This window comes from Herbaspirillum sp. ST 5-3, assembly GCF_004804275.1.
In the GTDB taxonomy this organism is placed as follows: Bacteria; Pseudomonadota; Gammaproteobacteria; order Burkholderiales; family Burkholderiaceae_D; genus Noviherbaspirillum.
On the sequence record NZ_STGI01000002.1, the window covers coordinates 644,311 to 668,947 of the forward strand.

General features: G+C 61.6%; 19 protein-coding genes and 1 pseudogene. 15 read left to right on the forward strand and 5 right to left on the reverse strand.

What is annotated here, in order from left to right:
• Positions 1-11: 11 nt before the first annotated feature.
• From E6W33_RS06620 to E6W33_RS06650, 7 genes are all read left to right on the forward strand, one after another.
• Positions 12-1,166, forward strand: coding sequence for a GNAT family N-acetyltransferase (locus E6W33_RS06620; protein WP_168798552.1), 1,155 nt, complete (start codon positions 12-14; stop codon positions 1,164-1,166).
• Positions 1,167-1,204: 38 nt separating this feature from the next.
• The gene (locus tag E6W33_RS06625; protein WP_247869543.1) at positions 1,205-1,762 is read left to right on the forward strand and encodes a sugar transferase; all 558 of its coding nucleotides are present in this window, start codon (positions 1,205-1,207) and stop codon (positions 1,760-1,762) included.
• Positions 1,759-2,733, forward strand: coding sequence for a formyltransferase family protein (locus E6W33_RS06630; protein WP_136415565.1), 975 nt, complete (start codon positions 1,759-1,761; stop codon positions 2,731-2,733). Before E6W33_RS06625 ends, E6W33_RS06630 begins: the two co-directional genes overlap by 4 nt.
• Positions 2,730-3,407 carry a PIG-L deacetylase family protein gene (locus tag E6W33_RS06635; RefSeq protein ID WP_136415568.1) on the forward strand — a complete coding sequence of 226 codons (678 nt, stop codon included), beginning with the start codon at positions 2,730-2,732 and terminating at the stop codon, positions 3,405-3,407. The genes E6W33_RS06630 and E6W33_RS06635 overlap by 4 nt, the downstream gene beginning before the upstream one ends.
• 74 nt (positions 3,408-3,481) lie before the next feature.
• Positions 3,482-4,180, forward strand: a complete 699-nt coding sequence (locus E6W33_RS06640) for an acetyltransferase (protein ID WP_136415570.1) — start codon at positions 3,482-3,484, stop codon at positions 4,178-4,180.
• Positions 4,137-5,327, forward strand: a complete 1,191-nt coding sequence (locus tag E6W33_RS06645; protein WP_136415572.1) for a DegT/DnrJ/EryC1/StrS aminotransferase family protein — start codon at positions 4,137-4,139, stop codon at positions 5,325-5,327. The genes E6W33_RS06640 and E6W33_RS06645 overlap by 44 nt, the downstream gene beginning before the upstream one ends.
• Before the next feature lie 25 nt (positions 5,328-5,352).
• The gene (locus E6W33_RS06650) at positions 5,353-5,949 is read left to right on the forward strand and encodes a membrane-associated phospholipid phosphatase (protein WP_136415574.1); all 597 of its coding nucleotides are present in this window, start codon (positions 5,353-5,355) and stop codon (positions 5,947-5,949) included.
• Between the two features lie 71 nt (positions 5,950-6,020).
• Here E6W33_RS06650 and E6W33_RS06655 read toward each other — a convergent pair whose 3' ends face one another.
• From E6W33_RS06655 to E6W33_RS06680, 5 genes are all read right to left on the reverse strand, one after another.
• Positions 6,021-7,760 (reverse strand): hypothetical protein, encoded by a 1,740-nt coding sequence (locus tag E6W33_RS06655; RefSeq protein WP_168798509.1) that lies wholly within the window; start codon positions 7,758-7,760, stop codon positions 6,021-6,023.
• A gap of 313 nt (positions 7,761-8,073) precedes the next feature.
• On the reverse strand, positions 8,074-9,225 hold the full coding sequence (locus E6W33_RS06665) for a DegT/DnrJ/EryC1/StrS family aminotransferase (protein WP_211097242.1): 1,152 nt from the start codon (positions 9,223-9,225) through the stop codon (positions 8,074-8,076).
• A gap of 8 nt (positions 9,226-9,233) precedes the next feature.
• Positions 9,234-10,667 carry a UDP-glucose/GDP-mannose dehydrogenase family protein gene (locus tag E6W33_RS06670; protein WP_136415580.1) on the reverse strand — a complete coding sequence of 478 codons (1,434 nt, stop codon included), beginning with the start codon at positions 10,665-10,667 and terminating at the stop codon, positions 9,234-9,236.
• Between the two features lie 48 nt (positions 10,668-10,715).
• Positions 10,716-11,987, reverse strand: a complete 1,272-nt coding sequence (locus E6W33_RS06675; protein WP_136415582.1) for a glycosyltransferase family 4 protein — start codon at positions 11,985-11,987, stop codon at positions 10,716-10,718.
• Positions 11,988-12,024: 37 nt separating this feature from the next.
• The gene (locus E6W33_RS06680; RefSeq protein ID WP_136415584.1) at positions 12,025-13,404 is read right to left on the reverse strand and encodes a hypothetical protein; all 1,380 of its coding nucleotides are present in this window, start codon (positions 13,402-13,404) and stop codon (positions 12,025-12,027) included.
• Positions 13,405-13,883: 479 nt separating this feature from the next.
• Here E6W33_RS06680 and E6W33_RS06685 point away from each other — a divergent pair, with 479 nt between their 5' ends.
• The 8 genes and pseudogenes from E6W33_RS06685 to E6W33_RS06715 all read left to right on the forward strand — a co-directional run bounded on the left by E6W33_RS06685 (position 13,884) and on the right by E6W33_RS06715 (position 24,622).
• Positions 13,884-15,119 carry an O-antigen ligase family protein gene (locus E6W33_RS06685; protein WP_136415586.1) on the forward strand — a complete coding sequence of 412 codons (1,236 nt, stop codon included), beginning with the start codon at positions 13,884-13,886 and terminating at the stop codon, positions 15,117-15,119.
• Between the two features lie 264 nt (positions 15,120-15,383).
• Positions 15,384-17,366: a nucleoside-diphosphate sugar epimerase/dehydratase gene (locus E6W33_RS06690; RefSeq protein ID WP_247869544.1), complete on the forward strand. Its 1,983-nt coding sequence runs from the start codon at positions 15,384-15,386 to the stop codon at positions 17,364-17,366.
• 81 nt (positions 17,367-17,447) lie between these two features.
• Positions 17,448-18,758: a nucleotide sugar dehydrogenase gene (locus E6W33_RS06695; protein ID WP_136415588.1), complete on the forward strand. Its 1,311-nt coding sequence runs from the start codon at positions 17,448-17,450 to the stop codon at positions 18,756-18,758.
• Positions 18,759-18,776: 18 nt separating this feature from the next.
• Entirely contained in the window at positions 18,777-19,850 is a 1,074-nt protein-coding gene (locus E6W33_RS06700; RefSeq protein ID WP_136415590.1) for a Gfo/Idh/MocA family oxidoreductase, read from the forward strand.
• A 1-nt stretch (position 19,851) separates the two neighbouring features.
• Positions 19,852-20,424, forward strand: a pseudogene (locus tag E6W33_RS26955) (acyltransferase); the annotation flags it as partial.
• Positions 20,425-20,460: 36 nt separating this feature from the next.
• On the forward strand, positions 20,461-21,552 hold the full coding sequence (locus E6W33_RS26960) for a DegT/DnrJ/EryC1/StrS family aminotransferase (RefSeq protein ID WP_168798557.1): 1,092 nt from the start codon (positions 20,461-20,463) through the stop codon (positions 21,550-21,552).
• 27 nt (positions 21,553-21,579) lie between these two features.
• A complete protein-coding gene (gene asnB, locus E6W33_RS06710) occupies positions 21,580-23,481 on the forward strand; it encodes an asparagine synthase (glutamine-hydrolyzing) (protein WP_136415594.1) in 1,902 nt (633 codons plus the stop codon).
• Positions 23,447-24,622, forward strand: a complete 1,176-nt coding sequence (locus tag E6W33_RS06715) for a glycosyltransferase (protein WP_136415596.1) — start codon at positions 23,447-23,449, stop codon at positions 24,620-24,622. Before asnB ends, E6W33_RS06715 begins: the two co-directional genes overlap by 35 nt.
• The last annotated feature ends 15 nt before the right edge of the window (positions 24,623-24,637 follow it).

Here is a 24,637-nt window from a genome sequence, read left to right on the forward strand (position 1 = left end):
CGATCCGAGACATGGACAAGAACACATCGATAACCTGGTTGAACCTGGATGACCGCACAGATTGCGCCACCTACGAGAAATACTGGGAGGAAAGCGAACACAAGCGGCCGCATGACCATCCTGGCTTCCTGGAGCTGGTGCGGCCCGAACACTTCCAGCCGGCGGCCGTGGTCTGCCAGCATGCGGAAGACGCGAGGATCATTTATCCCTTCTTTCACTGCAGCGTTAACAGTTTCCTCCCGTTCAGGGACGTCCGGCAATCCTGGAGGCATCTCGTGTCCCCTTACGGATACGGCGGTGCGCTCTTTGAAGGCAAGGTGGAGCACATGCAGGCCGCCTCGCAAGCTTTCGAATGCCTGCTGGACCAGGAGCTGAAGGAGCGGCATTTCGTCAGTGAATTCGTGCGCGAAGATATTTTCCCGGCGAGGCTTGCACGCCGCGCGCAAGGGGAAGTGGACCAGCAGCCGAATGTCCTCGTCAAGCTTGACCGCTCGCCGGATGAGATCTGGAGCAATTACAAGCATGCCGTGCGCAGCAATGTGAATCGCGCCATGAAATCGGGTTTGCGCGTGGCGTTCGATCCGGAGGGCGAGCATCTCGACAGCTTCCTCGATATCTACTACCAGACAATGACGCGCCGTGGCGCGGCAGGCAGCTACTTCTTTCCTTCCGAGCGTTTCAGGCAACTGGCTTTCAGCTTGGGAAAGCGCAAGGCGACGATGTATGCGCATGTCTATGATCAGGATCAGATCGTGTCGTCGGAACTTCTGCTGCTTTCGCATGACACGATTTATTCCTTCCTTGGCGGATCGCTGGCATCCGCGTTTGCGAAGCGGCCCAACAATCTGCTCAAACATGAAGTGATCCAGTGGGGAGGACGGAACGGCTACAAATGGCTGGTGCTGGGCGGTGGGCTGGCGCCAGGCGATGAGTTGTTCCGGTTCAAGCAGTCGTTTGATCCGGACCACGTCGTCCCATTCACCCTGCGCAGAATCATCCACGATCCGGATGCCTACCGTTTTCTTGAGGAAGTGCGGCGTGACCATGAACACCGTAATGGAAGGTGCTGGCTGCCCGTTCCCGGTTTTTTCCCGCGGTACCTGGCGCCCGTGGAAAACCAGCAGGACGAGGGAAACGAAGAGCTGCGGCGCAGCGGGCCGCAATGATGAAGGCGGGGCGGGGGCAGGCAATGTACAGGATTTTCTTGAAGCGACCCTTTGACGTACTGGCAGCGTTTGTCCTGCTGCTGCTCGTCGCGCCGATCCTGCTCCTGACCGCCGTATTGCTGAAGCTGGACAGCCCCGGTCCCATCCTGTTCACCCAAAAAAGGCTGGGGTTGAACGGAAGGATATTCGATTTGTACAAGTTCAGGTCCATGGTGGACGTGCCGCGCACGCCGGCGAGACAGGTATATGGCGGCGACCCGGAAGTCACGCGCGTCGGGAAGTTCATCCGGCGATTCAAGATCGATGAATTGCCGCAGCTGTTGAACGTATTGAAAGGGGACATGAGCATCGTCGGCCCCCGGCCATGCCTGCCCGACCTTCAGGCGGAGTTCGACGAGAACGGCAGATCGCGCATTGCCGTGCGTCCGGGCCTGACGGGACTGGCGCAGGTCAATGGAAACATCTTCCTGAGCTGGCCGGAGCGTTGGCGCCTGGACCGCATGTACGTTGATAACCTGAGTTTCGCCACCGATTGTCAGATCCTCTGGAAAACGGTTTTTGTCGTGCTGCTTGGTGAAAAGAGAGCGGTGCCATGAAGCTGGCATTGATCGGTGCCGTCAATTCCAGTCTGCTTACCCTGCAGAAGCTGCTCCAGCATGGGATGGCGCCGCACCGCGTTTATGGTTATGAGCCGGAGGACGTTTCCCAGGTGAGCGGCTACGCATCCCTGCGTGCGCCTTCCATGGAGAGCGGCGTCGCCTATACGCCCTTCCGGAAAATCAATGCCCACGAGGAGGAAATCGCTGCGGCAGGCTACGACCTCATATTCGTGGTCGGCTTGTCGCAGCTGGTGTCGGAAGCGATCATCGCCAGCGCGCGCCTGGGCTGCATCGGCTTTCATCCGACCTGCCTGCCGAAGGGCAGGGGCAGGGCGCCGATCGCCTGGCTCGTGCTGGAGGAGAGCGTTGGCGCGTCCACGCTGTTCCTCATCGATCATGAAGCCGATGCGGGCCCGATATTCAGGCAGGTGCCCTTTGCAATCCTGCCGGATGACGATGCCGGGACAGTGGAGAAGAAGGCACTGCAGGCGCTTGCAACAGCCCTGGACGAGTGGCTGCCCGCGCTCAAGCGCGGCGAATGGGACCCGGTACCGCAGGACGATCGGCTTGTCACCGAGTATGGCCGGCGTGCGCCGGAAGACGGCAGGATCGACTGGCATCGCGATGCGCAGGAAATCGATCGGCTGGTCAAGGCCAGCACGCGGCCGCATCCCGGCGCATTCACCTTCACCGGTGCGCGCAGGCTGTTCGTCTGGCAGAGCGCGATCGAGACCGGACTGGCGATCAAGGGCGTGGTCGGGCGCATTCTGAAGATGACAAGCGACCGCCGCGCGCTGGTGCAAACGGGGAACGGCCTGCTCTGGATCAACGACTATTCCTTCGAGCACGACGCGGGACGGCAGGAAACCGGGCTGCGCGTTGGCATGCGCCTGGGCTATTGCCCGGAAACCGAAATCCATGCGCTCAGGCGTGAACTTGATCTCATCAAGGGGAGGCTCGGCTTATGAATATCCTGGTGGTTGCGCCGCATGCGGATGATGAAGTGCTGGGCTGCGGCGCCAGCATCGCCCGGCATGTGGCCGCCGGAGACAAGGTGGCCGTCGCGATCATGACCAACGCATCTCTCGGCGCGCCGGAGATTTTCCCGGTCGCGGCAGTGGAAACGGCGCGCAGGGAGGCGCAACGCGCCCACGCATTGCTCGGCGTGCAGCGGACAGTCTTTTTCGATTTCCCCGCGCCCCGGCTCGACCAGTATCCCCGCTACAAGATATCGCAGTCGATTGGCGAAGCGATCGCCGAGTTCAGGCCGGAGACCGTCTATGTGCCGCACCGCGGCGACCTGCACCATGACCATGCGGTTGTGTTCGGCGCGGCTCTGGTGGCATGCCGGCCGCTGGCACAGTCGAGCGTGCGTAATATCTATGCGTACGAAACGCTGTCCGAAACGGAATGGGGCCATCCCTTTGGCGATGATGCCTTCATCCCGGACCACTTCGTCGAAGTCAGCAGCGTATTTTCGAAAAAGCTCGATGCGATGCGCTGCTTCGCTTCGCAGCTCAAGGACTCTCCGCATCCCCGCTCGCTCGATGCCATGGACGCGCTGGCGCGTTTCCGCGGCGCGACCATTTCGGTGAAGCATGCGGAGGCTTTCATGACGGTCCGCACAGTGCTGCGGGAGTAATCCAGGAGTGAGGAAGAATGCGATAGATGCGGTGAGGGCTCAGGCATGAACGGACAACTCAGGGATAAACCCACGTGAGGCGGCTTGCCATTCTCGGCGGAGGCGGCCACGGCAAGGTCGTAGCTGATGCGGCGGAAGCTTGCCGTCGCTGGGACGATATCGTCTTCTACGACGACGCCTGGCCGCAGCGCGTGGAGAATGGGCCATGGCCTTATGTCGGATCGATCCACGCCTTCATGCAACTACCGCCGGACAGCTGCGACGTAGTGGTTGCCATTGGCGACAATGCGCTGCGCGCACGTATTGCGTTTCAGTTGCAGGATGCGGGCTTCTCACTGGTGAACGTGATTCATCCGGCGAGTACCGTCAGCCGGCACGCCAGCATTGGTGCCGGCAGCGTGGTGTTTGCCGGCGCGGTAATCAATATCGGCGCCACGCTTGGACCTGCCTGCATCATCAATACCTGCGCGATTGTGGAGCACGACTGCGTGCTGGGAACCGCCGTGCACGTCAGCCCGGGGGCCAATCTTGCCGGCGAGGTGTGCATCGGCGATGCGAGCTGGGTTGGCATCGGGGCGTGCATCCGCCAGCAGATTACCGTCGGCAGCAAGGTCATGATCGGTGCCGGCGCAGTGGTGGTGGCGGACGTTCCGGACGGCGTCACCATGGTGGGCAATCCGGCAAGGATCATGCAAAGGAAAGAAACAGACCATCGAGAGGAAACCAACCATGCTGAATACCCCGTTCCCCCCGTGGCCAAGCTTCACAAGTGAAGAGGCGAACTCGGCCAGGAACATACTGCTTTCCAATAAGGTGAATTACTGGACCGGCACCGAGTGCCGCGAGTTCGAGCGGGAGTTCGCGGCCTGGGTCGGAACGCATCATGCCATCGCGCTTGCCAATGGTACGGCGGCGCTGGAGGTGGCGCTCCATGCGCTTCGTATCGGGCCGGGCGATGAGGTGGTGGTCACGCCGCGCACCTTCATGGCTTCCGTCAGTTGCATCATCGGCTGCGGTGCCAGGCCGGTGTTTGCCGATGTCGACCGGGACAGCCAGAACATCAGCGCAGACACCATCCGCGCGGTGCTGACGCCGCGCACCCGGGCGGTCATCTGCGTTCACCTGGCGGGCATGCCGTGCGACATGGACCCGATCATGGCGCTGGCGGGCGGATATGGCCTGCATGTGATCGAAGACTGCGCGCAGGCGCATGGCGCGCGCTACAAGGGGCGCAGCGTGGGCAGCCTGGGTCATATCGCGGCCTGGTCCTTTTGCCAAGACAAGATCATGACGACAGGCGGCGAGGGCGGCATGGTGACGACCAGCAACCGGGAATGGTGGGCTTCCATGTGGTCGTTCAAGGATCATGGAAAGTCGTGGGATGCGATGCACGAGCATGCTGCCGCGCCGGGCTTCCGTTGGGTGCATGAATCCTTCGGCACCAACATGCGGATGCTGGAAATGCAGGCGGCGATCGGCCGCATCCAGTTGCGTCACATGCCGGCATGGAGCGAGCGGCGGCGAATGCACGCCGAGCGCATTGCCACCGTGTGCCGGCAGTTTCCCGCCGTGCGGGTGCCGGAAGTTCCCGGCCATGTGCGGCATGCCTATTACAAGTTCTATGCCTTTGTCGAGCCGGAGCGACTGGCCGACGGCTGGTCGCGCGACCGCATTCTTGCCGAAATCGTTGCGCGCGGCGTACCGTGCTATCACGGCACCTGCCCCGAGGTCTATCTTGAGAAGGCATTCGACGGCAGCGGCTACCGGCCGGCGGAACGCCTCCCGGTTGCCAGGGAACTGGGCGAAACCAGCTTGATGTTCCTGGTGCATCCGACGCTGTCCGAAGCCGACATTGAAAAGACATGCAGCGTGCTCGAAGAGGTTCTGGCGCAGGCGTCCGGCGGAACCAGCGGCACATGAGGAGGGACCTGACTTGATTCCATGGATGAAACTGGTTTATGTGGGCGGCACGTCGTTCATGCTGCCTGCCGCGGCGGCCATCGGTGCCTGGCTTCTCGTATCGCGCGGATATCGCGTCGCGCTGTGGTGGTCCTTGCTGTTCCTGTCCGGCCTTGGTCTGATCATTGCATCGAAGATGGCCTTCATGGGATGGGGCGTGGGGATCCCGTCGATCGAGTTCAAGGCCATGAGCGGCCATGCATACCTGACCACCTCCGTGGCACCGGTGGGGATGTATCTGCTGTTGCAGGGGAATTCAGTGAAGGTGCGGGCCGTCGGCGTGCTGCTTGGCGTCGCCTTCAGCCTGGCGATGGGCGCATGCCTGGCATTCTACGATTTCCATTCGATCCCGGAAATCGTCGGCGGCACCCTGATCGGAGGCGCGGTCAGCCTCGGATTCATCAGGAAGTCGGCCAGCCTGCCGACGGCGCCGGTCAACCCTGCACTGCTCGCGGGCAGCGCACTTGTCTTTCTCGTGGTCTGGCAGCTCAGACCAGGGTCGCTGGAGCGCTGGATGGTGTCGGCCGCGCTGCACTTGTCCGGCAACGAAAAACCCTTTATCACCCGTGACTCGCGCTGCTGACGGCGCGCCGACAAAAAAAGCCGGCATGTTGCCATGCCGGCTTTTCCATATGCGCGGTCAACAGGTAGCGCTTACCATCCCACGACGTTCGGCACGCCGACCAGGCTCGGAATGAACATGAACTGCGAAATGGCCTTGTTCTCCGGATCACCCGAGGCGCTCAGACGCTGGTAGTACTTGGTCATGAATGGCGACGCCGAATCGGTCGGCGAATTCATCATGTCGTACAACCGGACGCCAAGCTCGGCGATGAGCGGGAAGTGGCGCGCCCAGGTGATGTAGCCGCCGGTCGCGAACGAGTCGGTAATCCCGTAAGGCACATGTCCTTCCACGCAGCTCGAGCTGTCGTACTGGGCGAGATAGTAGCCGTTGGCACCGCTCCAGTAGTTGGAGAACAGCGGCGCGGCCTTGTCGCCATTCCAGATCGTATTCACCAGGCTGGCGGCAAATGCGCGCGGCAACGCGGTCGATGGCAGCTGCGCATCGGTCAAGCCGAAGGCGCTCTTGAGGGTGTCGCGGCTGCGCTCCAGCGCATCCATGCCGTGCACGAGACGACGCGCGTGGTTGAAGTCCCAGCCGATATCCGGGCTGCGGGTCGAGCTGCTGGATGCAACATTGACCTGCTTGGTCGGCGAGCACTGCACCGGCTTGGTGCTGCCTTGATAGCCGGACCAGCCGTTATGCGCGGCGAGCCTCCAGTAGCCGCGGTCCAGGTCGGCCATGTCCGCCGTCGACATGTCCGCGCCGAGACGGCCGGTCGAGGTGCGCAGCAGCGAAACGCGTGCGTTGAAGAGCTTCAGCAGGGCGCTCAGATGGTCGTGCATGCGGGTGGCGTTGTTCAGAACGACGGAGCTTTCTGCAATGTTCTGGTCGTGCTGCCATTGGCGCAGGCCGGACAGTTCCGAATAGATGATGATCTGCCAGAGGTATTTGTCGGAGAAGAAATACGCATCCGAGCTGTCCGTGATGTCCGCCGCAGTCTTGGTGGCGATCTGGTTCAGGTTGTTGATAGTCCAGTCGCTGCCCCAGCGAGCCATGTGCTCGGCGGTGATCTGGATCGTGTCGTTGATGAACTGCTTGTCAGCGTCGGTCAGCGTCGCGCCGGAATGCGCGAGCGCATTGGCAACCTGGGTGGCGAGGCCGAGGAACTGCACGCTTGCCAGCATCACTTCCTTGCCGATGTAACCGTTGTCGGTGCAGATAGAGCCGCCGCGGCAGATCCACTGGCGTCCCGTCGAGGTTTGCTCAAGGGCGCTGTATGCCGTTCGGATGTGCTGCGCGACCTCCTGCAGGCGGCTGGGCTCGCCGCAACGCTGCGCCATGAACCAGGTGTTGTTGGAAATGATCTGGAACTCGTACAAGGCATACACATCATGCTGCGTGAGCAGACGGTCTTGCAGCAGGTTTTGCACCAGATAGTTGTGCATATAGGTATTGCCGTCCCACAGCTTCCATACCGCGGCTTCCGCACTGCCGCCACAGGCGAAGCGGTTGACCGTTCCCGGATCGGGAGCTGGCGCAGGAGCCGGTGCGGGCGCGGGCGCAGGAGCAGGCGCGGGCGCAGGAGCCGGCGCGGGTGCCGGAGCAGGCGCGGGTGCCGGAGCAGGCGCGGGTGCCGGATCGGTTGTCGAGGACTTCTTTTTCCAGTGCAGATATCCTGCCGTGAGGTTCGTACCCGCATTTTCGGAGGCGGCTTGATCGGATTGCGCCGGATCGTCGGTGCTGCCGCCGCCACAGGCGGCGAGCAAGACACTAGCACAGGCGCAGGACACTGCAGCTCGGAAAAATTGCTGCTTGAATATAGATGACACGTTGGCTTCCCTCTGAATTGACGAAACAAAAATGCCCACGTCAGAGCTTGCCGGCGGGAAAATAGTTCCCATCGGAATTTGTTTCATTGCGTTACAAGGGAAGCAATACGATGAAAGATGCGCTAAAAAAATCGCACTATCGCTGCGTGCGACACGCCGTCGGCATGCATGCGTGGAGGGGGATGCGGTTCATGAACTTCGTTCGCAATGCGCTGCGATGAAGTCCATGAGCAGCCCGTGCCGATGCAGCACGGGTCTTCAGGAAGCGCGGAATTGCTGCGTCATTCGTGTGACGCAGCCGCGTTGCATTGCGTCAGGAGGCGTTCGCCCTGCAAAAGCGTGACACTTCGGCCACGACATGTGAATGCTGATCGTGCGTCATTTCCGGAAAGAGCGGCAAGGAGAGAATCGTTTGCTGATTCGCGAACGCATTCGGAAAATCTTCGTGGCGATGCCCGAGGTGGCGATAGGCGGGCAGAAAGGGAAGTGCAACCGGGTAATTGACAACAGTCTGGATGCCGGCATCGCGCAGATGCGCCCCCAGCGCGTCGCGCAGGCGGTGGCGCACGACATACAGATGGAACACATGGTCCCGTCCCGGGGCCGCATGCGGGACCGTCAGGTCCGGCGTGCCGGGCAGCGCCTTGCGATAGCCGGCGGCCCACTCGCGGCGCGCATCGGTCCACGCAGCGAGATGCCGCAGCTTCACCGACAGGATCGCCGCCTGCATGCCGTCCAGCCGGCTGTTGATCCCCTCGATCTGATGGTCGCCCTTGAACAAGCCGCCGTGCCGTGCGTACATTGCCATCTGCCGTGCCAGTTCGGCATCGGCGGTCACGATTGCGCCGGCATCGCCCATCGCGCCGAGGTTCTTGCCCGGATAGAAGGAGAAGGTGGCGGCATTGCCGAAGGTGCCGACCATGCGCCCCTGGTAACGGGCGAAGTGGGCCTGCGCGCAATCCTCGATCACCCACAGCTTGTGCTTGCGTGCGATCGCCATGATCGGCTCCATGTCGGCAGCCTGGCCGTAGAGATGCACCGGAATGATGCCGACGGTGCGCGGCGTGATGCGGGCTTCGACCTGCGCCGGATCGATCGTGAAGGTGTCGGCATCGGTGTCGCAGAACACCACCTTGCCGCCCGCCTGCGTGATGGTTTCCGACGTCGCGATCCATGAGTGCGCGGAGGTGATCACCTCGTCGCCAGGACGCACCCCCAGTGCATGCATGGCAATGTAGAGCGCATCGGTGCCGTTGCCGCAGGAAACGCAATGCGGAATGCCCTGCGCCGCCGCGAATTCCTGCTCGAACGTCTCGACATGCGGGCCGCGGATGAAGGCCGATTCGCGAATTACCGCGGCGATCGCGGCATCGATTTCAGGCTTGATGGAGAGGTATTGTGTATACAGGTCTGCAAACGGGACGGCGATGTTTTCCATGGTATGGGTAGCGATGGTGGTTGGCAATTTCCGGATCAGGACCAGGCTGCATTGTGCGCGCCCGCGATCGGCTCGCAGGATGGCAGGGAAGGCGGGGACGGCATGCGCGAACTGCGGCCGATTGCGCGATAGTCGATTCCGGCCTCGCGCATCTGTGCGGGGTCGTACAGGTTGCGGCCGTCGAAGATCAGCGGTTGCCTGAGCCCGGCCTTGATCGCCGCAAAGTCCGGGCTGCGGAACGCCTTCCACTCTGTCACGATCACCAGCGCATCGGCGTCGGTTAGCGCATCCATGGATCGCCCGACATAGGAGATATGCTCCAGCAGCCGGGGCGCGTCCGCGAAATCCCGCGCGAGCACGTGCTGTGCTTCCGGCATCGCCACGGGGTCATGGGCGCGGATACGCGCGCCGCGCGTGAGCAGTTCGCGGATCAGGACACGGCTCGGTGCCTCACGCATGTCATCGGTGTTCGGCTTGAACGCGAGACCCCACAGGGCAAAGGTCCGGCCTGAAAGATCATCGCCGAAGCAGTCGACGATCTTTTCGGCCAGTACCCGCTTCTGGCTGTCGTTGACCGCATCGACCGCATCCAGCACGTTCAGCGTATGGCCGAAGCGGGCTGCGACGCGCGACAGCGCTTGCACGTCCTTGGGAAAGCAGGATCCGCCATAGCCCGTGCCGGCATACAGGAAGCTGTAGCCGATGCGCGGGTCGGAGCCGATTCCCTGGCGCACCAGCTCGATATCCGCGCCCACCTTGTCGGCGAGGTTGGCCAGTTCGTTCATGAAGCTGATGCGGGTGGCGAGCATGGCATTGGCGGCGTACTTGGTCAGCTCCGCCGAAATGACGTCCATGTAAAAGGTGCGCTCATGGTTGCGCGTGAACGGCGCGTACACGGCACGCATGAGGCCTTGCGCGCGCGCCCCGGTGGCATTGTCTTCCACGCCGATCACAATGCGATCCGGATGCATGAAATCCTCCACCGCCGATCCCTCCTTCAGGAACTCGGGATTGGACACCACCGCAAACTCCAGCCGGGGCAGGTCGCGTTGCGCCAGTTCTTCCGTGATCGCCTGCCGCACGCGTTGCGCGGTGCCGACCGGCACGGTCGACTTGTTCACGATGACCTTGAACCGGTCCATGTGACGGCCGATGTTGCGAGCAGCGGCCAGCACGTGGCTCAGGTCGGCCGAGCCGTCTTCGTCCGGCGGCGTGCCGACCGCGATGAACTGGATATCGCCGTGGGCCACGCCGGCCTTCACGTCGGTGGAAAAGAGCAGGCGCCCCGCCGCGCTGTTGCGCTCGATGATGTCCTTGAGTCCCGGTTCGTAGATTGGCACCTCGCCGGCGTTGAGCATGGCGACCTTGCGTGCATCCACGTCCAAGCAGAAGACGGTGTTGCCCAGCTCGGCGAGGCAGGCGCCAGTCACAAGGCCGACATAGCCGGATCCGATAATCGTGATGTTCATTCCTGGTTTCCAGTCAGTAGTTTGAAGGCGAAATTGATAACTCGGGCGTCAGCCGATGTGCACCCTGTCGTTTGCTTCGGCTTGCGTCGCGCTGGGCAGGCATTCGTCGAGTGCGACTGCCAGTCGTGCGGCCAGGCGGGCGAAGCTGTAATGCATTTCCACATGGCGGCGTCCGGCGGCGCCCATGTGCAGGCGTTCCTGCGGCGACATGCGGTAGAGCGTGAGAATGGCTTGCGCCAGTGCGTCCGGATCATCCGGCGGCACCGTGAGACCGGCATTGGCATCGCGCACGGGATTGTTGGCGGCGCTGGAGGCGATGATCACCGGCCGTGCCGCAGCCAGATAGTCGAACAGCTTGTTCATGCTGATGCCGAAACGATACAGGCGCGACAGGCCGACCACCGTGATCACGAACGCATCGGCCTGGGCGGCGAGCGCGGGGATCGCATGCTTGGGGACGGCCGCTTCAAAGGAGATGTTGTCAATGCCGAGTGACTGCGCCAGCTGCATCAGCCGCGGCTTCAGCGGACCGTCGCCGATCATGCGCAGGCGCACTGCACCCTTCGGAACGTGACCGGACACGAGTTTCATGGCGTGCACCAGCGGTTCCAGTCCGTTGGCCTGTCCATGTGAACCAAAATACATCAGGTCAAAAGCCGCCACCGGTCCCGGCCGCGACATGCCGGTGCTCTCCCGGAAGGCGGACAATTCGACGCCATTCGGAATCCAGACGACCTTCTCCCGGGAAATGCCCATCGATGCGATGTAGTCGCCGGCGTAGGGCAGCAAGACCACGATGCGCGCCGCGCGCCGATACAGCCAGCTCTCGAGTCGGCGCAGCATCCATGCAGTCATGCTCCGCTCGCGCAGCTTTCCGAAATCGATGAGCGTTTGCGGCCAGAGGTCGCGCACCTCGAAGATGAACGGGACGCCATGGCGCCGCGCCAGGACCAGCCCGGCCAGTGCCGCCAGCGGGTGCACGCTGGAGCCGACCACAATATCGGGTGGGGCAAGCCCGCGCACGGAGGCGGGCAGCAGCACGCGCCAGGTGTAGGCAAACATGTTGAGGATGCGGGATAGGCCGTTGCCCTTGTATTCCGGGGTACGTATCCACAGGAAGGGAATGCCGGAGAGACACTCGTGGCGCTGCCGTTCATCTGGCGCGAGGCGCTGCCGGCCGGTCGGATGCTCGACGCTGGCCGCAATGATCGTCGCCTGCCAGCCATGCTCGCGCAGGTTCGCGGCGAGGTCGAAGTGGCGCGTCCCGCCCGCGCTGTTGGGCTCGAGCGCGTAGTGATTGAGGATCCATACCTGTTTCATGCAGCACTCTCCCGGAATGGCCGGCCTGGGTGGTTTGTCATTTGCCCACGCTTCCGGCCAGCGACGACACGAACATGAATCGCGACAGCATGCGTGCCGGCGCGCTCGCCGTCGGCCCCAGCGATCGATAGTAATGATCGACGAAGGACCGGGCGTCCGGGTCGGAGCGGTTCGTCAATGCGTAGAGATTTTTCCCGAGCGCCCCGATGGCCGGGTTGTAGCGCGCCCAGGTCACATAGCCGCCGGTGGGAAAGGCATCGCTCAATCCAAAGGGCGGCGTTCCTTCGACGCACTGGCCGGTGCCATTATCATAGGCAACGCGATACCAGCCGTTCGCGCCTGACCAGTAATTGGAGAACAGCGGGCGCTCGGTGTCGCCGTTCCAGATATCGGCGACCAGCGTGTTGGCAAATGCGTTGACAAGGCCGGCCGGCGGCAATTGCCTGTCGTCCAGCGCATAGACCGCCTTCACCGCCGCACGGTTGCGTTCGAGCGCATCGAATGCATGCACCAGGCGCCGTGCGTGGCTGATATCCCAGCCGGTGTCCTTGCGGCGCGGCACCGATTCGGCCGTCACCCGCACATGCGGCCTGACATCCTTGCCCCCATCGTCCGCGGGTGAACACACCACCGGCTTCTCCGCGCCTTCGTAAGCGGCGTAGCGGCCGTCGGCATAGTGACGCCAGTAGCCGCGGTCCAGGTCTGCCGCTTTTCCGCGCACAGGCGCTTGCTTTCCTGGAACGTGATATGAAACGCGTGCCGAGAAGAAGCGCAACAATGCGCCGAGATGCCTGCGCATGCGCTCGGCCTCGGCGCGGTTGACTGTGCCGTTCAATGTGGCGAGCGAGGGATCCTTGCGATAAAAGATACCGGCCAGCTCCGCGTAGATCGTGATCTGCCAAAGGGGCTTGTCGGTGAAGAACAGCTCGGAAGTGCCGTCCTTGACCTGGTCCGGACGCGCGCGGGCATTGACCTCCATGTACTTGATCGCCGCGTCGTTTCCCCATCGCAGCAGATGTTCGGCAGCGATTTTGGCGGTGTCATGTACGAAGGCGCGATCCGTGTTTCCCAAGGGACGGCCGGAGGTTGCCAGCGCGTTGGCAAGCGAGGACGCGAGGCCGAGAAACTGCACGCTGGTGAGCATCACTTCCGTGTTGAGAAGACGGTTTTTTTCCGTGCAAATGGTGCCGCCGCGACATATCCATTTCCGGCCCGGTGACAGCATTGTTCCTGGTTCCATGGCCTTGTAGGCATCATCGACCAGCGCCGCAATGTCGGAAAGGCGATCGACGCGGCCGCAGCGCCGCGCCATCGATACCGCGTTGTGGGTGAAGGTCTGGAAATCGTAGAGCGCGTACACATCGCCTTGCCCCAGCAGGCGATCACGCAGCAGGTGCTGTTGCAGGTAGGCGCGCACGTCCGCATCCCACAAAGCCCATGCCTCGGCCTCGACGCTTGAACCGCATGCAAATCCGGAATGCGGTGTCGCGACCTGCTGGCCGCTTGCACCTGTCCAGAAAACCGCGAGGAAACAAAAAGCGTAAGGTCGAAAGATTCTCAATTTTCAGCCGGCACGTGCGTGGATAAAGGCGACACGGAAAAAGCGCTTCCCATGCGAATGCATACTGAAGCGCAGCCCCGTGCCCAGTCTAGCGAAGGCCGTGAAAAATAAAAAATACAAGATATTGATGCGTCGGCCGCAAACGCGTCGGATCTGAGCAGTTTTTTCGATGCATTCCGTGCGTCGCATCGATGTTTGAAAAAGCTCAAGCCGTGAAGACTATCTTCTGCACAGACTGCGGACTTGGAGCCTGCTTGAAAAACTGCAGTGCTCGACGATTTTTCAAACAGACGCTTGGGCCGCTGCGGCCACCTGCGATCAACATGACAAGAGTGATGTTCAGTTCAGTCAGCCGGAGCATGGCGCACCTCGCCTTCTTCGCGTTGTTTCCCTGTTTTTTCTTTTACCATTCAGCCCTGGGCACCGGAATGATCGGTCCCGTGCTGGGCGGATATTTTTCATGGGTTGCGCTGGCGTTCGCGCCGTTCCTGTTCGGTCTCTATCTGATCGAAGTCATGAAGGACTTGCGTTACCTGCCGCGCTTCGACATCTTCTTCTTTCTTTATCTCCTGTATTTTCTCTTGGTCGTTGCATTCAATGCTGCCGGCGGGGCCGACCAGGATGTCGTCAAGGACCACCTTCTTGCGATTCTCCAGTTTGCCGTCGTCTTCATCGTCTTCAAGATGGCCGACTTCCGTGCCAGCCTTGTCAGATGGGCTGCCTTTGTGTCCTTGATTGCCATGACGGTGCTGGTGTTCTATCTGTCGGTCGACGGCATGTTCTACCTCAAACAGGACAGTGCGCTGGGCGACACGGAAAGCCTTGCGTCCTACCAGGGATTCGCGCGATCCTACTTCCTGACGGCACTGGCAGTGGCGGCATTCACGAACAGCATTCCGCTGCGCATGCTGATTTACGCGCTCTGCATTCCGGCGTTGTTCATGAACGGCGCGCGCAGCGAACTCGTCGCCTTGGCGATCACAGTACTCCTGATCGAAGTCTTCTATGCGAGGTATCGGTGGCTGATCCTTGTATTCGCGGGTGTCGTGATCTCGCTGTGTGCACTTTACTTCGATGAACTGATTGCCAGCCTGCCGAACAATAGAACGCTGGAAATGCTGGACTTGTCCGCCGATTCTTCATGGCAAGCGCGCAATTCCCTCCTGCTGCACGGCCTCGGGACGATTGCGGACCATCCCCTGCTGGGTGACTATGGAAGTTATGTGGCGCTCGGCGGGTCCGGCGACTATATCCATAATATTTTCTCCGCCTGGGTCGACCTCGGCCTGTTTGGCTTCCTGTTCCTGGCCGGCCTGATGCTGGTGCCGATGTATCGCGTGTGTGCCGACATGGCAACGCAGGACAGGAAAGCGCGATCGGATGAATTTGTGCTGACGTTCGCGCTGCTGTTCGTCACGATACTTTTGCTTTTGACCGCAAAGAATTTCACTGACGTCCTCATTGCCGCCGCGCTTGGCAGATATTCGCATTACTGCTGCAGCCGATCGTCCTGGCAAGGTCATCCATCTTCCGCACGCCCGCAGCCGGGCATCATGCCGCTGTCCGCCTGACGCGCCATTCCACACGACCTACTGATCGCAAATTTCAATTGGCAGCGCCTGCGCGCGGCGCATGCCATCGGCTCGCCTGCATCTGATGGTTGCGCGTGCCGCGCATCGAAAAAATGGATCAGCAAGGCGGCTTATCCAATAAATCGATCGAAATTAAATACTTATTTTTTCGTCACTCGAACGTTACAGTAAAGGTGTCGTTTCGACGGCAGGGATGATGGAGTTTTGTTCATCAATACGCATCAATGTGCGAGGGAGATTCGGTTGGAAACAAGCCAGACGCTTGCCTATCGCTTCGGATTGGCATTGGTGTCCATGTCGAGACGCAGCAAGGTAGCGCTGATGATAGCCGCCGACCTGGTTTCCCTTCCACTCTGCTTCCTCGTCGCGATGCTGCTCCGCATCGGCTACGCAGGGGCGATCGCGGACTATGGCATCGCTCCGTATATCCTGATCCCTCTGATCACCATCAGCGTGTTCGCGATGACCGGCCTGTATGGCGCGGTCGTCCGCTTCATCGACCAGCGGCTGTTGACTGCGACCGGATTCGGGCTCGCCCTTGCCATCCTGTTCACCTATATGCTGCTGCGCCTGCTGGATTATCGCGGCCTGCCGCACAACGCGCTGATGATCTACTGGTTCACGGCGTTTTCCTATGTTGTCACGTCGCGGCTGGTGGCGCGCGCCTTCCTGCGCAACAGCAACCCGGCCGCACGCATGAAGCCGGAATGCCTGGTGGGAATCTATGGCGCGGGTGAAGCGGGCTCCAAGCTGGCGCGTGCCATGCGCGTCAACGGCCGCTATCTGCCGGTCTGCTTTTTCGACGACAAGCGCTCGCTCGATCAGCGCAACGTGGCCGGTCTGAAGGTGTTCCACTCGGAGCGCCTGGTTGAGATTGCAAATCAGCGGCGCATCGGCCTGATTGTCATCGCGATTCCTTCCGCGACGGCCGAGCAGCGCAGGGAAATCATGTATCGCGCCAACCGGTCGAACGCGCGGGTGAAAATCCTGTGCAGCCTGATGGAGCTGGCGGACAACGCGATTTCGACGCGCTCCATCCGTGACCTGAAGGTCGACGACCTGCTCGGCCGCGAGCCGATCCGGCCCGATCCCGATCTGTTCGCCAGATGCGTGCGGGGCAAGAACGTGCTCGTGACGGGCGGCGGCGGCTCCATCGGCAGCGAGCTGTGTCGTCAGATCATCACTCTGGCGCCGCGCGCACTGCATGTGCTGGATCATTCCGAATACGCGCTCTACAGCATCGAGTCCGAACTCCAAGCGCGCTTCCCGGACGGCTGCATCGTCAGCCATCTTGGCTCGGCATGCGACGCCGGGCTGGTGGAACGCATCATCGATGAACACGAAATCAATACGATCTACCATGCAGCGGCCTACAAGCATGTGCCGCTCGTGGAAAGCAACATGGCCGAGGGAGTGCGCAACAATGTAATGAGCGCCCAGGTCGTCGCCAACGCGGCCCACAAGCTCCATGTCCAGACCTGCGTGCTGATATCGAGCGACAAGGCGGTGCGTCCCACCAGCGTGATGGGCGCCAGCAAGCGCGTCGCCGAACTGATCTTCCAGGCCGCGGCACTCAAGGCTGCCACCGGCACGAAGTTCTGCATGGTGCGCTTCGGCAATGTGCTGGGATCCTCCGGATCGGTAGTCCCTTTATTCCGAAAGCAGATCGAGTGCGGCGGTCCGATCACCATTACCCATCCTGATATCGTCCGCTACTTCATGTCGATCCCGGAGGCAGCCCAGCTCGTGATGCAGGCAGGCGCCATGGCGACCGGCGGTGATGTGTTTGCGATGGATATGGGCGAACCGGTGAGGATAGTGGATCTGGCGCGCACCATGATCGCCATGAGCGGGCTGAGCGAGAGAAATGAAAAGAACAGCCGCGGCGATATCGAGATCCGGTTTGTTGGCTTGCGTCCGGGGGAAAAACTGTATGAAGAACTGTTTACCGCATCGGACGCCGTACGCAGCAAGCACCCGCGCATCATGACGACGACGGAATACGTGATCGATCCCGAAGAACTCAACCAGCAGCTCATTTACCTGATGGTGGCATGCACGACCAATGACAGGAACATGATCCGTTTCCTCCTGCAGAAACTGGTCCGGGAGTACACGCCGAGGACGAATGACGAGGGCATGCCGGAAGACATCAGGGCATTGACCGGCGCATTGGCGTCGACATCACGGCTGCGGACCCTGTCGCTTGTCGAGAATTTCAGGTAGGCCGGACTCGATCCGCGCCTGCCCAACCCCGGCAGTCTTGCCTGATTGCCCAGTCACTCAACTTTCGTTTGCGCCAATGACATGAGACTCCTTGAACAGCTCGTTTCCAGATTCGAAAACCGATCGGCCGTGATCGGCATTGTCGGCCTTGGCTATGTCGGATTGCCGCTTGCATTGCGTTATGCCTATGCCGGGTTCAAAGTGATCGGCTTTGATGTCGACCACGACAAGGTCCGCAGGCTGAACGACGGTGACAGCTATATCGAGCACATCACCACCAAGTCGATCAGGGAAGCATCGGAGAGGGGGTTCGAAGCGACTGCCGAATTTTCGCGCGCGGCGGAGCCGGATGCCCTCATCATCTGCGTCCCGACGCCGCTCAATGCTTTCCGCGAGCCGGACCTGAGCTTCATCCTGAATACGGCGGATACCCTGGTGCCTTACATGCGCATCGGGCAGGTCCTGTCGCTGGAAAGTACGACTTATCCCGGCACCACGGAGGAAGAGCTCAAGCCGCGTATCGAGGCGCGCGGATTCAAGATCGGGGAGGAAGTGTTTCTCGTGTTTTCTCCTGAGCGCGAAGACCCGGGCAACCCGAAATTCAATACCCGCTCGATTCCCAAGGTGTGCGGAGGCGTCACCCCGGCATGCCGGGAGGCCGGCGTCGCGCTCTATAGCGCGGCTGTGGACAAGGTGGTTCCGGTCAGCTCGACAAGGGCGGCGGAACTGACCAAGCTGCTGGAGAACATTCACCGCTCGGTCAACATCGGCCTGGTCAATGAAATGAAAATCATCGCCGACCGCATGGGCATCGATATCTATGAGGTCATCCATGCGGCGGCGTCGAAGCCGTTCGGCTTCACTGCCTATTACCCCAGCGCCGGGGTCGGCGGGCACTGCATTCCGATCGATCCCTTCTATCTGACATGGAAGGCGCGGCAGTATGGCCTGCATACCCGCTTCATTGAACTGGCCGGCGAGATCAACAATGACATGCCGCACTGGGTCGTCAACAAGGTGACCGGCGCGCTGAACGAACACGGCCGCTCCGTCAAGGGCAGCAGGATCCTCGTGCTCGGCGTGGCGTACAAGAAAAACGTCGACGACACGCGCGAATCGCCGTCGGTGAAGCTGATGGAACTGCTGCGCGAGAAGGGCGCGCACATCGACTATTCCGATCCCCATGTGCCGGTATTCCCGAAGATGCGCGAGCACCATTTCGATCTGGAAAGCGTCCGTCTGACGCCCGAGACGCTCGGCTCCTACGACCTGGTGCTGCTCGCCACCGACCACAGCGCATTCGACTATGAACTCATCCAGAAGCGCGCCAGGCTGATCGTGGATACGCGCGGCGTGTACCTCGAGCGGCTGCCGAATGTGATCAAGTCATGATGATGGAAGGATAAAGTGATGAATCAGTTTCCCCCTGCATACAGCAACAGGTACGAGGACCGAAAGATCCGCTTCGGACTGGTCGGCTGCGGACGCATCTCGAAGAACCATATCGCCGCCATACGACAGCATGAAGACAGCTGCGAGCTGATCGGCGTGTGCGACGTGGACCCGCGGGCGTTGGAGGCCGCTGTCGATGCGACGGACGTGAAGGCCTACCGCAGCCTGGATGTCATGCTGGCCGACTGCAAGGCAGACGTGTTCGTGCTGGCCACGCCCTCCGGCCTGCACTCTTCGCAGGCGATCCAGGTCGCCCAGGCAGGGCGCCATGTGATCACCGAGAAACCGATGGCCACGCGCTGGGAGGACGGCAAGCGCATGGTCGCCGCCTGTGACGAGGCGCGCGTGCGTCTGTTCGTCGTCAAGCAGAACCGGCACAACACAACCTTGCAATTGCTGAAGAAGGCGATCGAAGGAAAGCGCTTTGGCAAGATCAATATGGTCAACCTCAACGTTTTCTGGACGCGGCCGCAGGAATATTACGACAGCGCCAAGTGGCGCGGCACCTGGGAATACGACGGCGGCGCCTTCATGAACCAGGCGAGCCATTATGTCGACCTGGTCGAGTGGCTGGTCGGGCCGGTGGAGAGCCTGCACGCCTACACCGCAACCCTGCAGCGCAATATCGAGGTCGAGGATACCGGCGTACTGAGCCTGCGCTGGCGCAACGGCGCGCTGGGGTCGGTGAACGTCACCATGCTGACCTATCCGAAGAACCTGGAAGGCAGCATCACGGTGCTCGGCGAACGCGGCACGGTACGCATCGGCGGTGTCGCGCTCAACGAAGTGCAGCACTGGGAATTCGCCGACCACGGCGACGATGATGACAAAGTAAAGGCGGCAAGCTACGAAACCGGCTCGGTGTACGGATTCGGCCATGCGAAGTACTACGACAATGTGATCAAGGTGCTGCGTGGCGATGCGGAGCCGGAAACCGATGGCCGCGAGGGCCTGAAAACGCTGGAGGTGCTGATCGCTACCTACCTGTCCGCGCGCGACGGCAAGCGCATCGCCTTGCCGATGGAATACTGACATGCAGCAGGCCATCCATCCCAGCGCCATCGTGGACGAGGGCGCAATCCTCGGCGAGGGCACGCGCGTCTGGCATTTCGCGCATGTGTGCGGCGGCGCCCGCGTCGGCCGCGGTTGTTCGCTTGGACAGAACGTGTTTGTCGGCAACGAGGTGGTGATCGGGAATAACGTCAGGATCCAGAACAATGTCTCGGTGTATGACGCGGTCACGATCCAGGACGACGCCTTCTGCGGGCCGAGCATGGTGTTCACCAACGTCTACAACCCGCGGTCAGCCATACCACGCAAGGACCAGTACCGCCCGACGCTGGTCAGGCGCGGTGCCACGCTCGGCGCCAATTCGACCATCGTGTGCGGCACCACCGTGGGGCAATATGCATTTGTCGCGGCCGGCGCCGTGGTCAATCGCGACGTGCCCGATTTTGCGCTGATGGCCGGCGTCCCCGCCCGGCAGATCGGCTGGATGAGCCGTTTTGGCGAGCGCCTGGACCTCCCGCTGCGCGGCGATGCAGAAACCACCTGCCCGCATACGGGGGAACGTTATGTGCTGAAGAACGGCGTGTGCGCGCTTGCGGAGCAGGCCGCGCCGGCGGGGCAGAGCGCCGGGAAAATGGAATTCATCGACCTCAAGAGTCAATACCAGGCGTTGCGACCGCAGATCCATGCGCGGATGCAGACGGTGCTCGACCACGGCAACTACATCATGGGGCCGGAAGTGCAGGAACTGGAAGCGCACCTGGCTGAATACACCGGCGCAAGCGATTGCGTCACGGTCGCATCCGGAACGGAAGCGCTGCTGATCGCGCTGATGGCCATCGGCATCGAGCCGGGTGACGAAGTGATCACCACGCCGTTCTCCTTCATCGCCACGGCGGAAGTCATCGTCCTGCTGGGGGCGATCCCGGTGTTCGTCGATATCGAACCTGACACCTGCAACATCAATGCCGCCCTGATCGAGGAAAAGATCACGCCGCGCACGCGCGCAATCCTTCCGGTGTCCCTGTATGGCCAGCCGGCGGACATGGACCAGATCAATGCCGTCGCCAAACGGCACGGGCTGTTCGTGATCGAGGACGGCGCCCAAAGTTTCGGAGCGACATACAAGGGTCGGAAGAGCTGCAGCCTGTCCACCATCGGGTGCACCAGCTTCTTTCCCAGCAAACCGCTCGGTTGCTATGGCGACGGCGGCGCAATTTTCACCAGCGACGCGACATTGGCGCAGGCGATGCGCGAAATCCGGATTCACGGGCAATCCGGCCGCTATGTGCACACCCGCGTGGGCGTGGGCGGGCGCATGGATACGCTGCAATGCGCGATCGTGCTGGCGAAGCTGGAGCGCTTCGACTGGGAACTGGCGCAACGGCGCCGGATCGCCGCGCGCTACGACGAACTGTTCGACGGGCGCATCGACGTGGTGCGCCAGCGGCCCGGCTGCGCCAGCGTGTTCGCTCAGTACACGATCAAGGTCGCCAACCGCGCCGAGGTACAGGCCGAGCTCAGGGAACGCAACATTCCGGTGGCGGTCCATTATCCGGTGCCGATTCCCATGCAACCCGCGTATGCGAAGCATGGCCCGTCCGCGCATATTCCCGTCGCAGAGGAAATGGCACGCAGCGTAATGAGCCTGCCGATGGGGCCGTACATGGACGACGCTTCGTTGGAGCGTGTCGCGGCTGCCGTGCTGCACGCGGCCGGTCGCTGAACATCACAATGCCTGGAGTCATCCTTCATGTGTGGAATTGCAGGAAAGATTCGCAAGGGAGCTGCGCGCGCCGACGAGATGCTGTCCGAAGACCTGCCGGCCATCCTGCGTCGCGGACCGGATAGCCGTGATGCGAAGACCTTCGCCTGCCGCGGGCATACGATAGGCTTGGCGCACAGCCGCCTTTCGGTCATCGACCTGTCCGATCTCGGCCATCAACCCATGCATGATTCCGTTTCCGACTGGTGGATTGCGTATAACGGCGAAATCTACAACTACGTCGAGCTGCGCGACGACTTGCAGCGCATCGGCTGGACTTTCCGGTCAGGCAGCGACAGTGAAGTCGTGCTCAAGGCATGGGCGCAATGGGGGCCGGATGCCTTGCCGCGTTTTAACGGCATGTTCGCCTTTGCCGCGCTGCATTGTCCTTCTGGCCAATTGTGGCTGGTGCGGGATCGGTTCGGCGTGAAACCCCTGTGCTGGGGCAGGATGCCGGATGGAGGAATCGCGTTTTCCTCCTCCGTGGCCGGGATCGCCGCCCAGGCCGGCGACGAGGTGGATCTCGATTATTGCGCGCGCGGCGTGCGCTACAAGGTCTTCGAGACCGCGCAGTCGGGGTCGCCGTTCCGGCATGTCAGGTCGGTGCCGGCCGGAGGCTGGATCAGGTTCCAGGTGTCCGACAGCGCGGTGGCGATCGAGGAGGGTCGGTGGTACGACCTGAAAAGCGCTGTCGACGCATGCGGACAGACCATCCTGCGCAGCAGCCATGACGAACTGGTCGATCGCTGCCGGCATCTGCTGGAAAGCGCGGTCCGTTTGCGCTTGCGCAGCGACGTTCCGGTTGCCGTATCCCTCAGTGGCGGGCTGGATTCTTCGACGATTGCCGCGTTGGCGGCCCGGAAGGTGAAAAAACTCGCCGGATTCACCTACGGATCACCGTCGGCAGCGGCATCGGAAGGGCCGCAGGTGCAGGAATTTGCTGGAATGCTGGACATCGACGTGCGCTACGTATGGCCGGAGTCGGGCGCCGCGACGCTGGGTGCGGCGCTCGAACGTACGATGGCCTGGCAGGAAGCGCCGTTTTCCGGCCTGAGTCCGATTGCGCAGAACGAGGTATTCCGCGCCGTGCGCATGGCGGGATACAAGGTGCTGCTCGGCGGGCAAGGGGCGGACGAAGTATTCGCCGGCTACCGGAAATTTTTCATCGTCGCTCTGCGCGAAGCACTGCACGCGCGCCAGCCGACAAGCATATTGCGCCTGCTTTATTCCTTCGGCCTGATGCTGATGCATGAAGGAAGCCACGCGCGTCTCTATTGGGAAAATCGGCATCGTTATTGGGGAAAGACAGGATGTACCTTCCGTCTGCTTGACTGGAAGCCGCCCAGCGAAAACCTGCTGGGCAGCCCCGGCCTGACGGCGCGCCAGATCGACGATGTGCAGCAGTGGAGCTTGCCGACCCTGCTGCGCTATGAGGATCGCAATTCGATGGGATACGGCGTCGAAAGCCGTCTTCCCTTCATGGACTATCGCCTCGTCGAACTGGCGCTGGCATTGCCAGCGCGTCTGAAGCTGCACAAGGGTTTCGGCAAGTGGGCGCTCCGCGAAGCGAGCGCACAAGCCGTGCCGGATTTCATCCGCCTGAACCGCTTGAAGCGGGGCTTCGACGTGACGCAGGCCTGGCTGTCCGAGGGCATGGGGGCGAGCCTGCGCGCGCAGATATTCGATCAGCGCGCTGCGCTTTCCAGCCATCTGCGCCCCGATGCCGATCTTGACCACCTGCTGTCCGACGCATCGCTCGCTGCGGACAGCAATCTGCTGTGCGAAGCCTTGATGCTCGCATGGCTTGCCAAGCCTGTCAGGCCACCCGTCGTCGATCACATGGAAAAAACCCATCATGAAAAAGATTTGTCATATTTCGTCGGTCCATAGAGGGCTGGATATCCGGATTTTCCGCAAGGAGTGCATATCGCTCGCGAACGCAGGCTACGACACTCACCTTGTGATCGACGCCAGTGCCGCCGATATCGCCGAAGCCGCCACGCATGGGGTGACGGTCCATCCGGTCGCACCTGACATGGGGGGAGGCAGGCTGTCGCGCATGATTGCACACACCCGGCGTTGCTACCAGACGGCGCGTGAACTCGATGCCCATCTGTACCACTTCCATGACCCGGAACTGATCCCATATGGCGTCATGCTTGCGCGGGCCGGGAAAAAGGTGATTTTCGATGCGCATGAAGATCTCGTCGGCGACATCCATGCCAAGGACTGGGTGCCGGTACGCGCGCGGCGCGCCGTGGCGGCCATTGCCGGCGCGGTGCAGGATTTCGGCGCACGTCGGTTCTCCGCGGTGGTGGCGGCGACGCCATTCATCGGATCGCTGTTCGTGTGCCTCGCAAAACGTGTCGTGGTGGTCAACAACTTCCCGCTGCTGCACGAGTTGCCGCCGGCACGGGAAGTCAATATCAACCAGCGCACCAGCGTCTGCTATGTCGGCAACATTCACAAGCATCGTGGCATACAGGAAATGGTGAAAGCGATCGGCCTGAGCGATGAGGAACTGCTGCTTGCCGGCGACTTCCAAGCCGGCCAGTTGCGGGACGAGGTGACGGGCTATGACGGCTGGCGGCATGTCCGGGAATGCGGCGTGGTCGACCGCAAGGGCGTAGCCGACATCATGGCGCAAAGCTTTGCCGGCATGGTCATCTTCCATCCGGTGCCGAATTTCATCAATGCGCAGCCGATCAAGATGTTTGAATACATGTCGGCCGGGGTGCCGGTCATTGCATCCGATTTTCCGCTGTGGCGAGAATTTATCGAAGGTAACCAGTGCGGCATATGTGTCGACCACACAAGGCCGGAGGCCATCGCCGCTGCCATCCGACATCTGCGCACGCATCCCGAAGACGTGATTCGCATGGGCGCCAACGGGCGGCGCGCGACTGCGGAAAAATATCGATGGGACCGTGAGGAAGCGAAATTGCTCTCCCTTTACCGCGCCCTGCTGGAGGATTGCCAACGGAGCCGATCCTTGTCCGATGCGGATGACCATCGGTTGTCCGAAGCTTGATCACCGGGGCTGTTG

Excerpts from the sequence above, each read along its gene's own strand:
- E6W33_RS06700 (WP_136415590.1), top strand. The coding sequence starts at position 18,777 with ATGAATCAGTTTCCCCCTGCATACAGCAACAGGTACGAGGACCGAAAG.
- E6W33_RS06695 (WP_136415588.1), top strand. The coding sequence starts at position 17,448 with ATGAGACTCCTTGAACAGCTCGTTTCCAGATTCGAAAACCGATCGGCC.
- E6W33_RS06620 (WP_168798552.1), top strand. The coding sequence starts at position 12 with ATGGACAAGAACACATCGATAACCTGGTTGAACCTGGATGACCGCACA.
- E6W33_RS06715 (WP_136415596.1), top strand. The coding sequence starts at position 23,447 with ATGAAAAAGATTTGTCATATTTCGTCGGTCCATAGAGGGCTGGATATC.
- E6W33_RS06670 (WP_136415580.1), bottom strand. The coding sequence starts at position 10,667 with ATGAACATCACGATTATCGGATCCGGCTATGTCGGCCTTGTGACTGGC.
- E6W33_RS06645 (WP_136415572.1), top strand. The coding sequence starts at position 4,137 with ATGCTGAATACCCCGTTCCCCCCGTGGCCAAGCTTCACAAGTGAAGAG.
- E6W33_RS06635 (WP_136415568.1), top strand. The coding sequence starts at position 2,730 with ATGAATATCCTGGTGGTTGCGCCGCATGCGGATGATGAAGTGCTGGGC.
- asnB (WP_136415594.1), top strand. The coding sequence starts at position 21,580 with ATGTGTGGAATTGCAGGAAAGATTCGCAAGGGAGCTGCGCGCGCCGAC.
- E6W33_RS06650 (WP_136415574.1), top strand. The coding sequence starts at position 5,353 with ATGAAACTGGTTTATGTGGGCGGCACGTCGTTCATGCTGCCTGCCGCG.
- E6W33_RS06675 (WP_136415582.1), bottom strand. The coding sequence starts at position 11,987 with ATGAAACAGGTATGGATCCTCAATCACTACGCGCTCGAGCCCAACAGC.
- E6W33_RS06630 (WP_136415565.1), top strand. The coding sequence starts at position 1,759 with ATGAAGCTGGCATTGATCGGTGCCGTCAATTCCAGTCTGCTTACCCTG.
- E6W33_RS06685 (WP_136415586.1), top strand. The coding sequence starts at position 13,884 with ATGTTCAGTTCAGTCAGCCGGAGCATGGCGCACCTCGCCTTCTTCGCG.
- E6W33_RS26960 (WP_168798557.1), top strand. The coding sequence starts at position 20,461 with ATGGAATTCATCGACCTCAAGAGTCAATACCAGGCGTTGCGACCGCAG.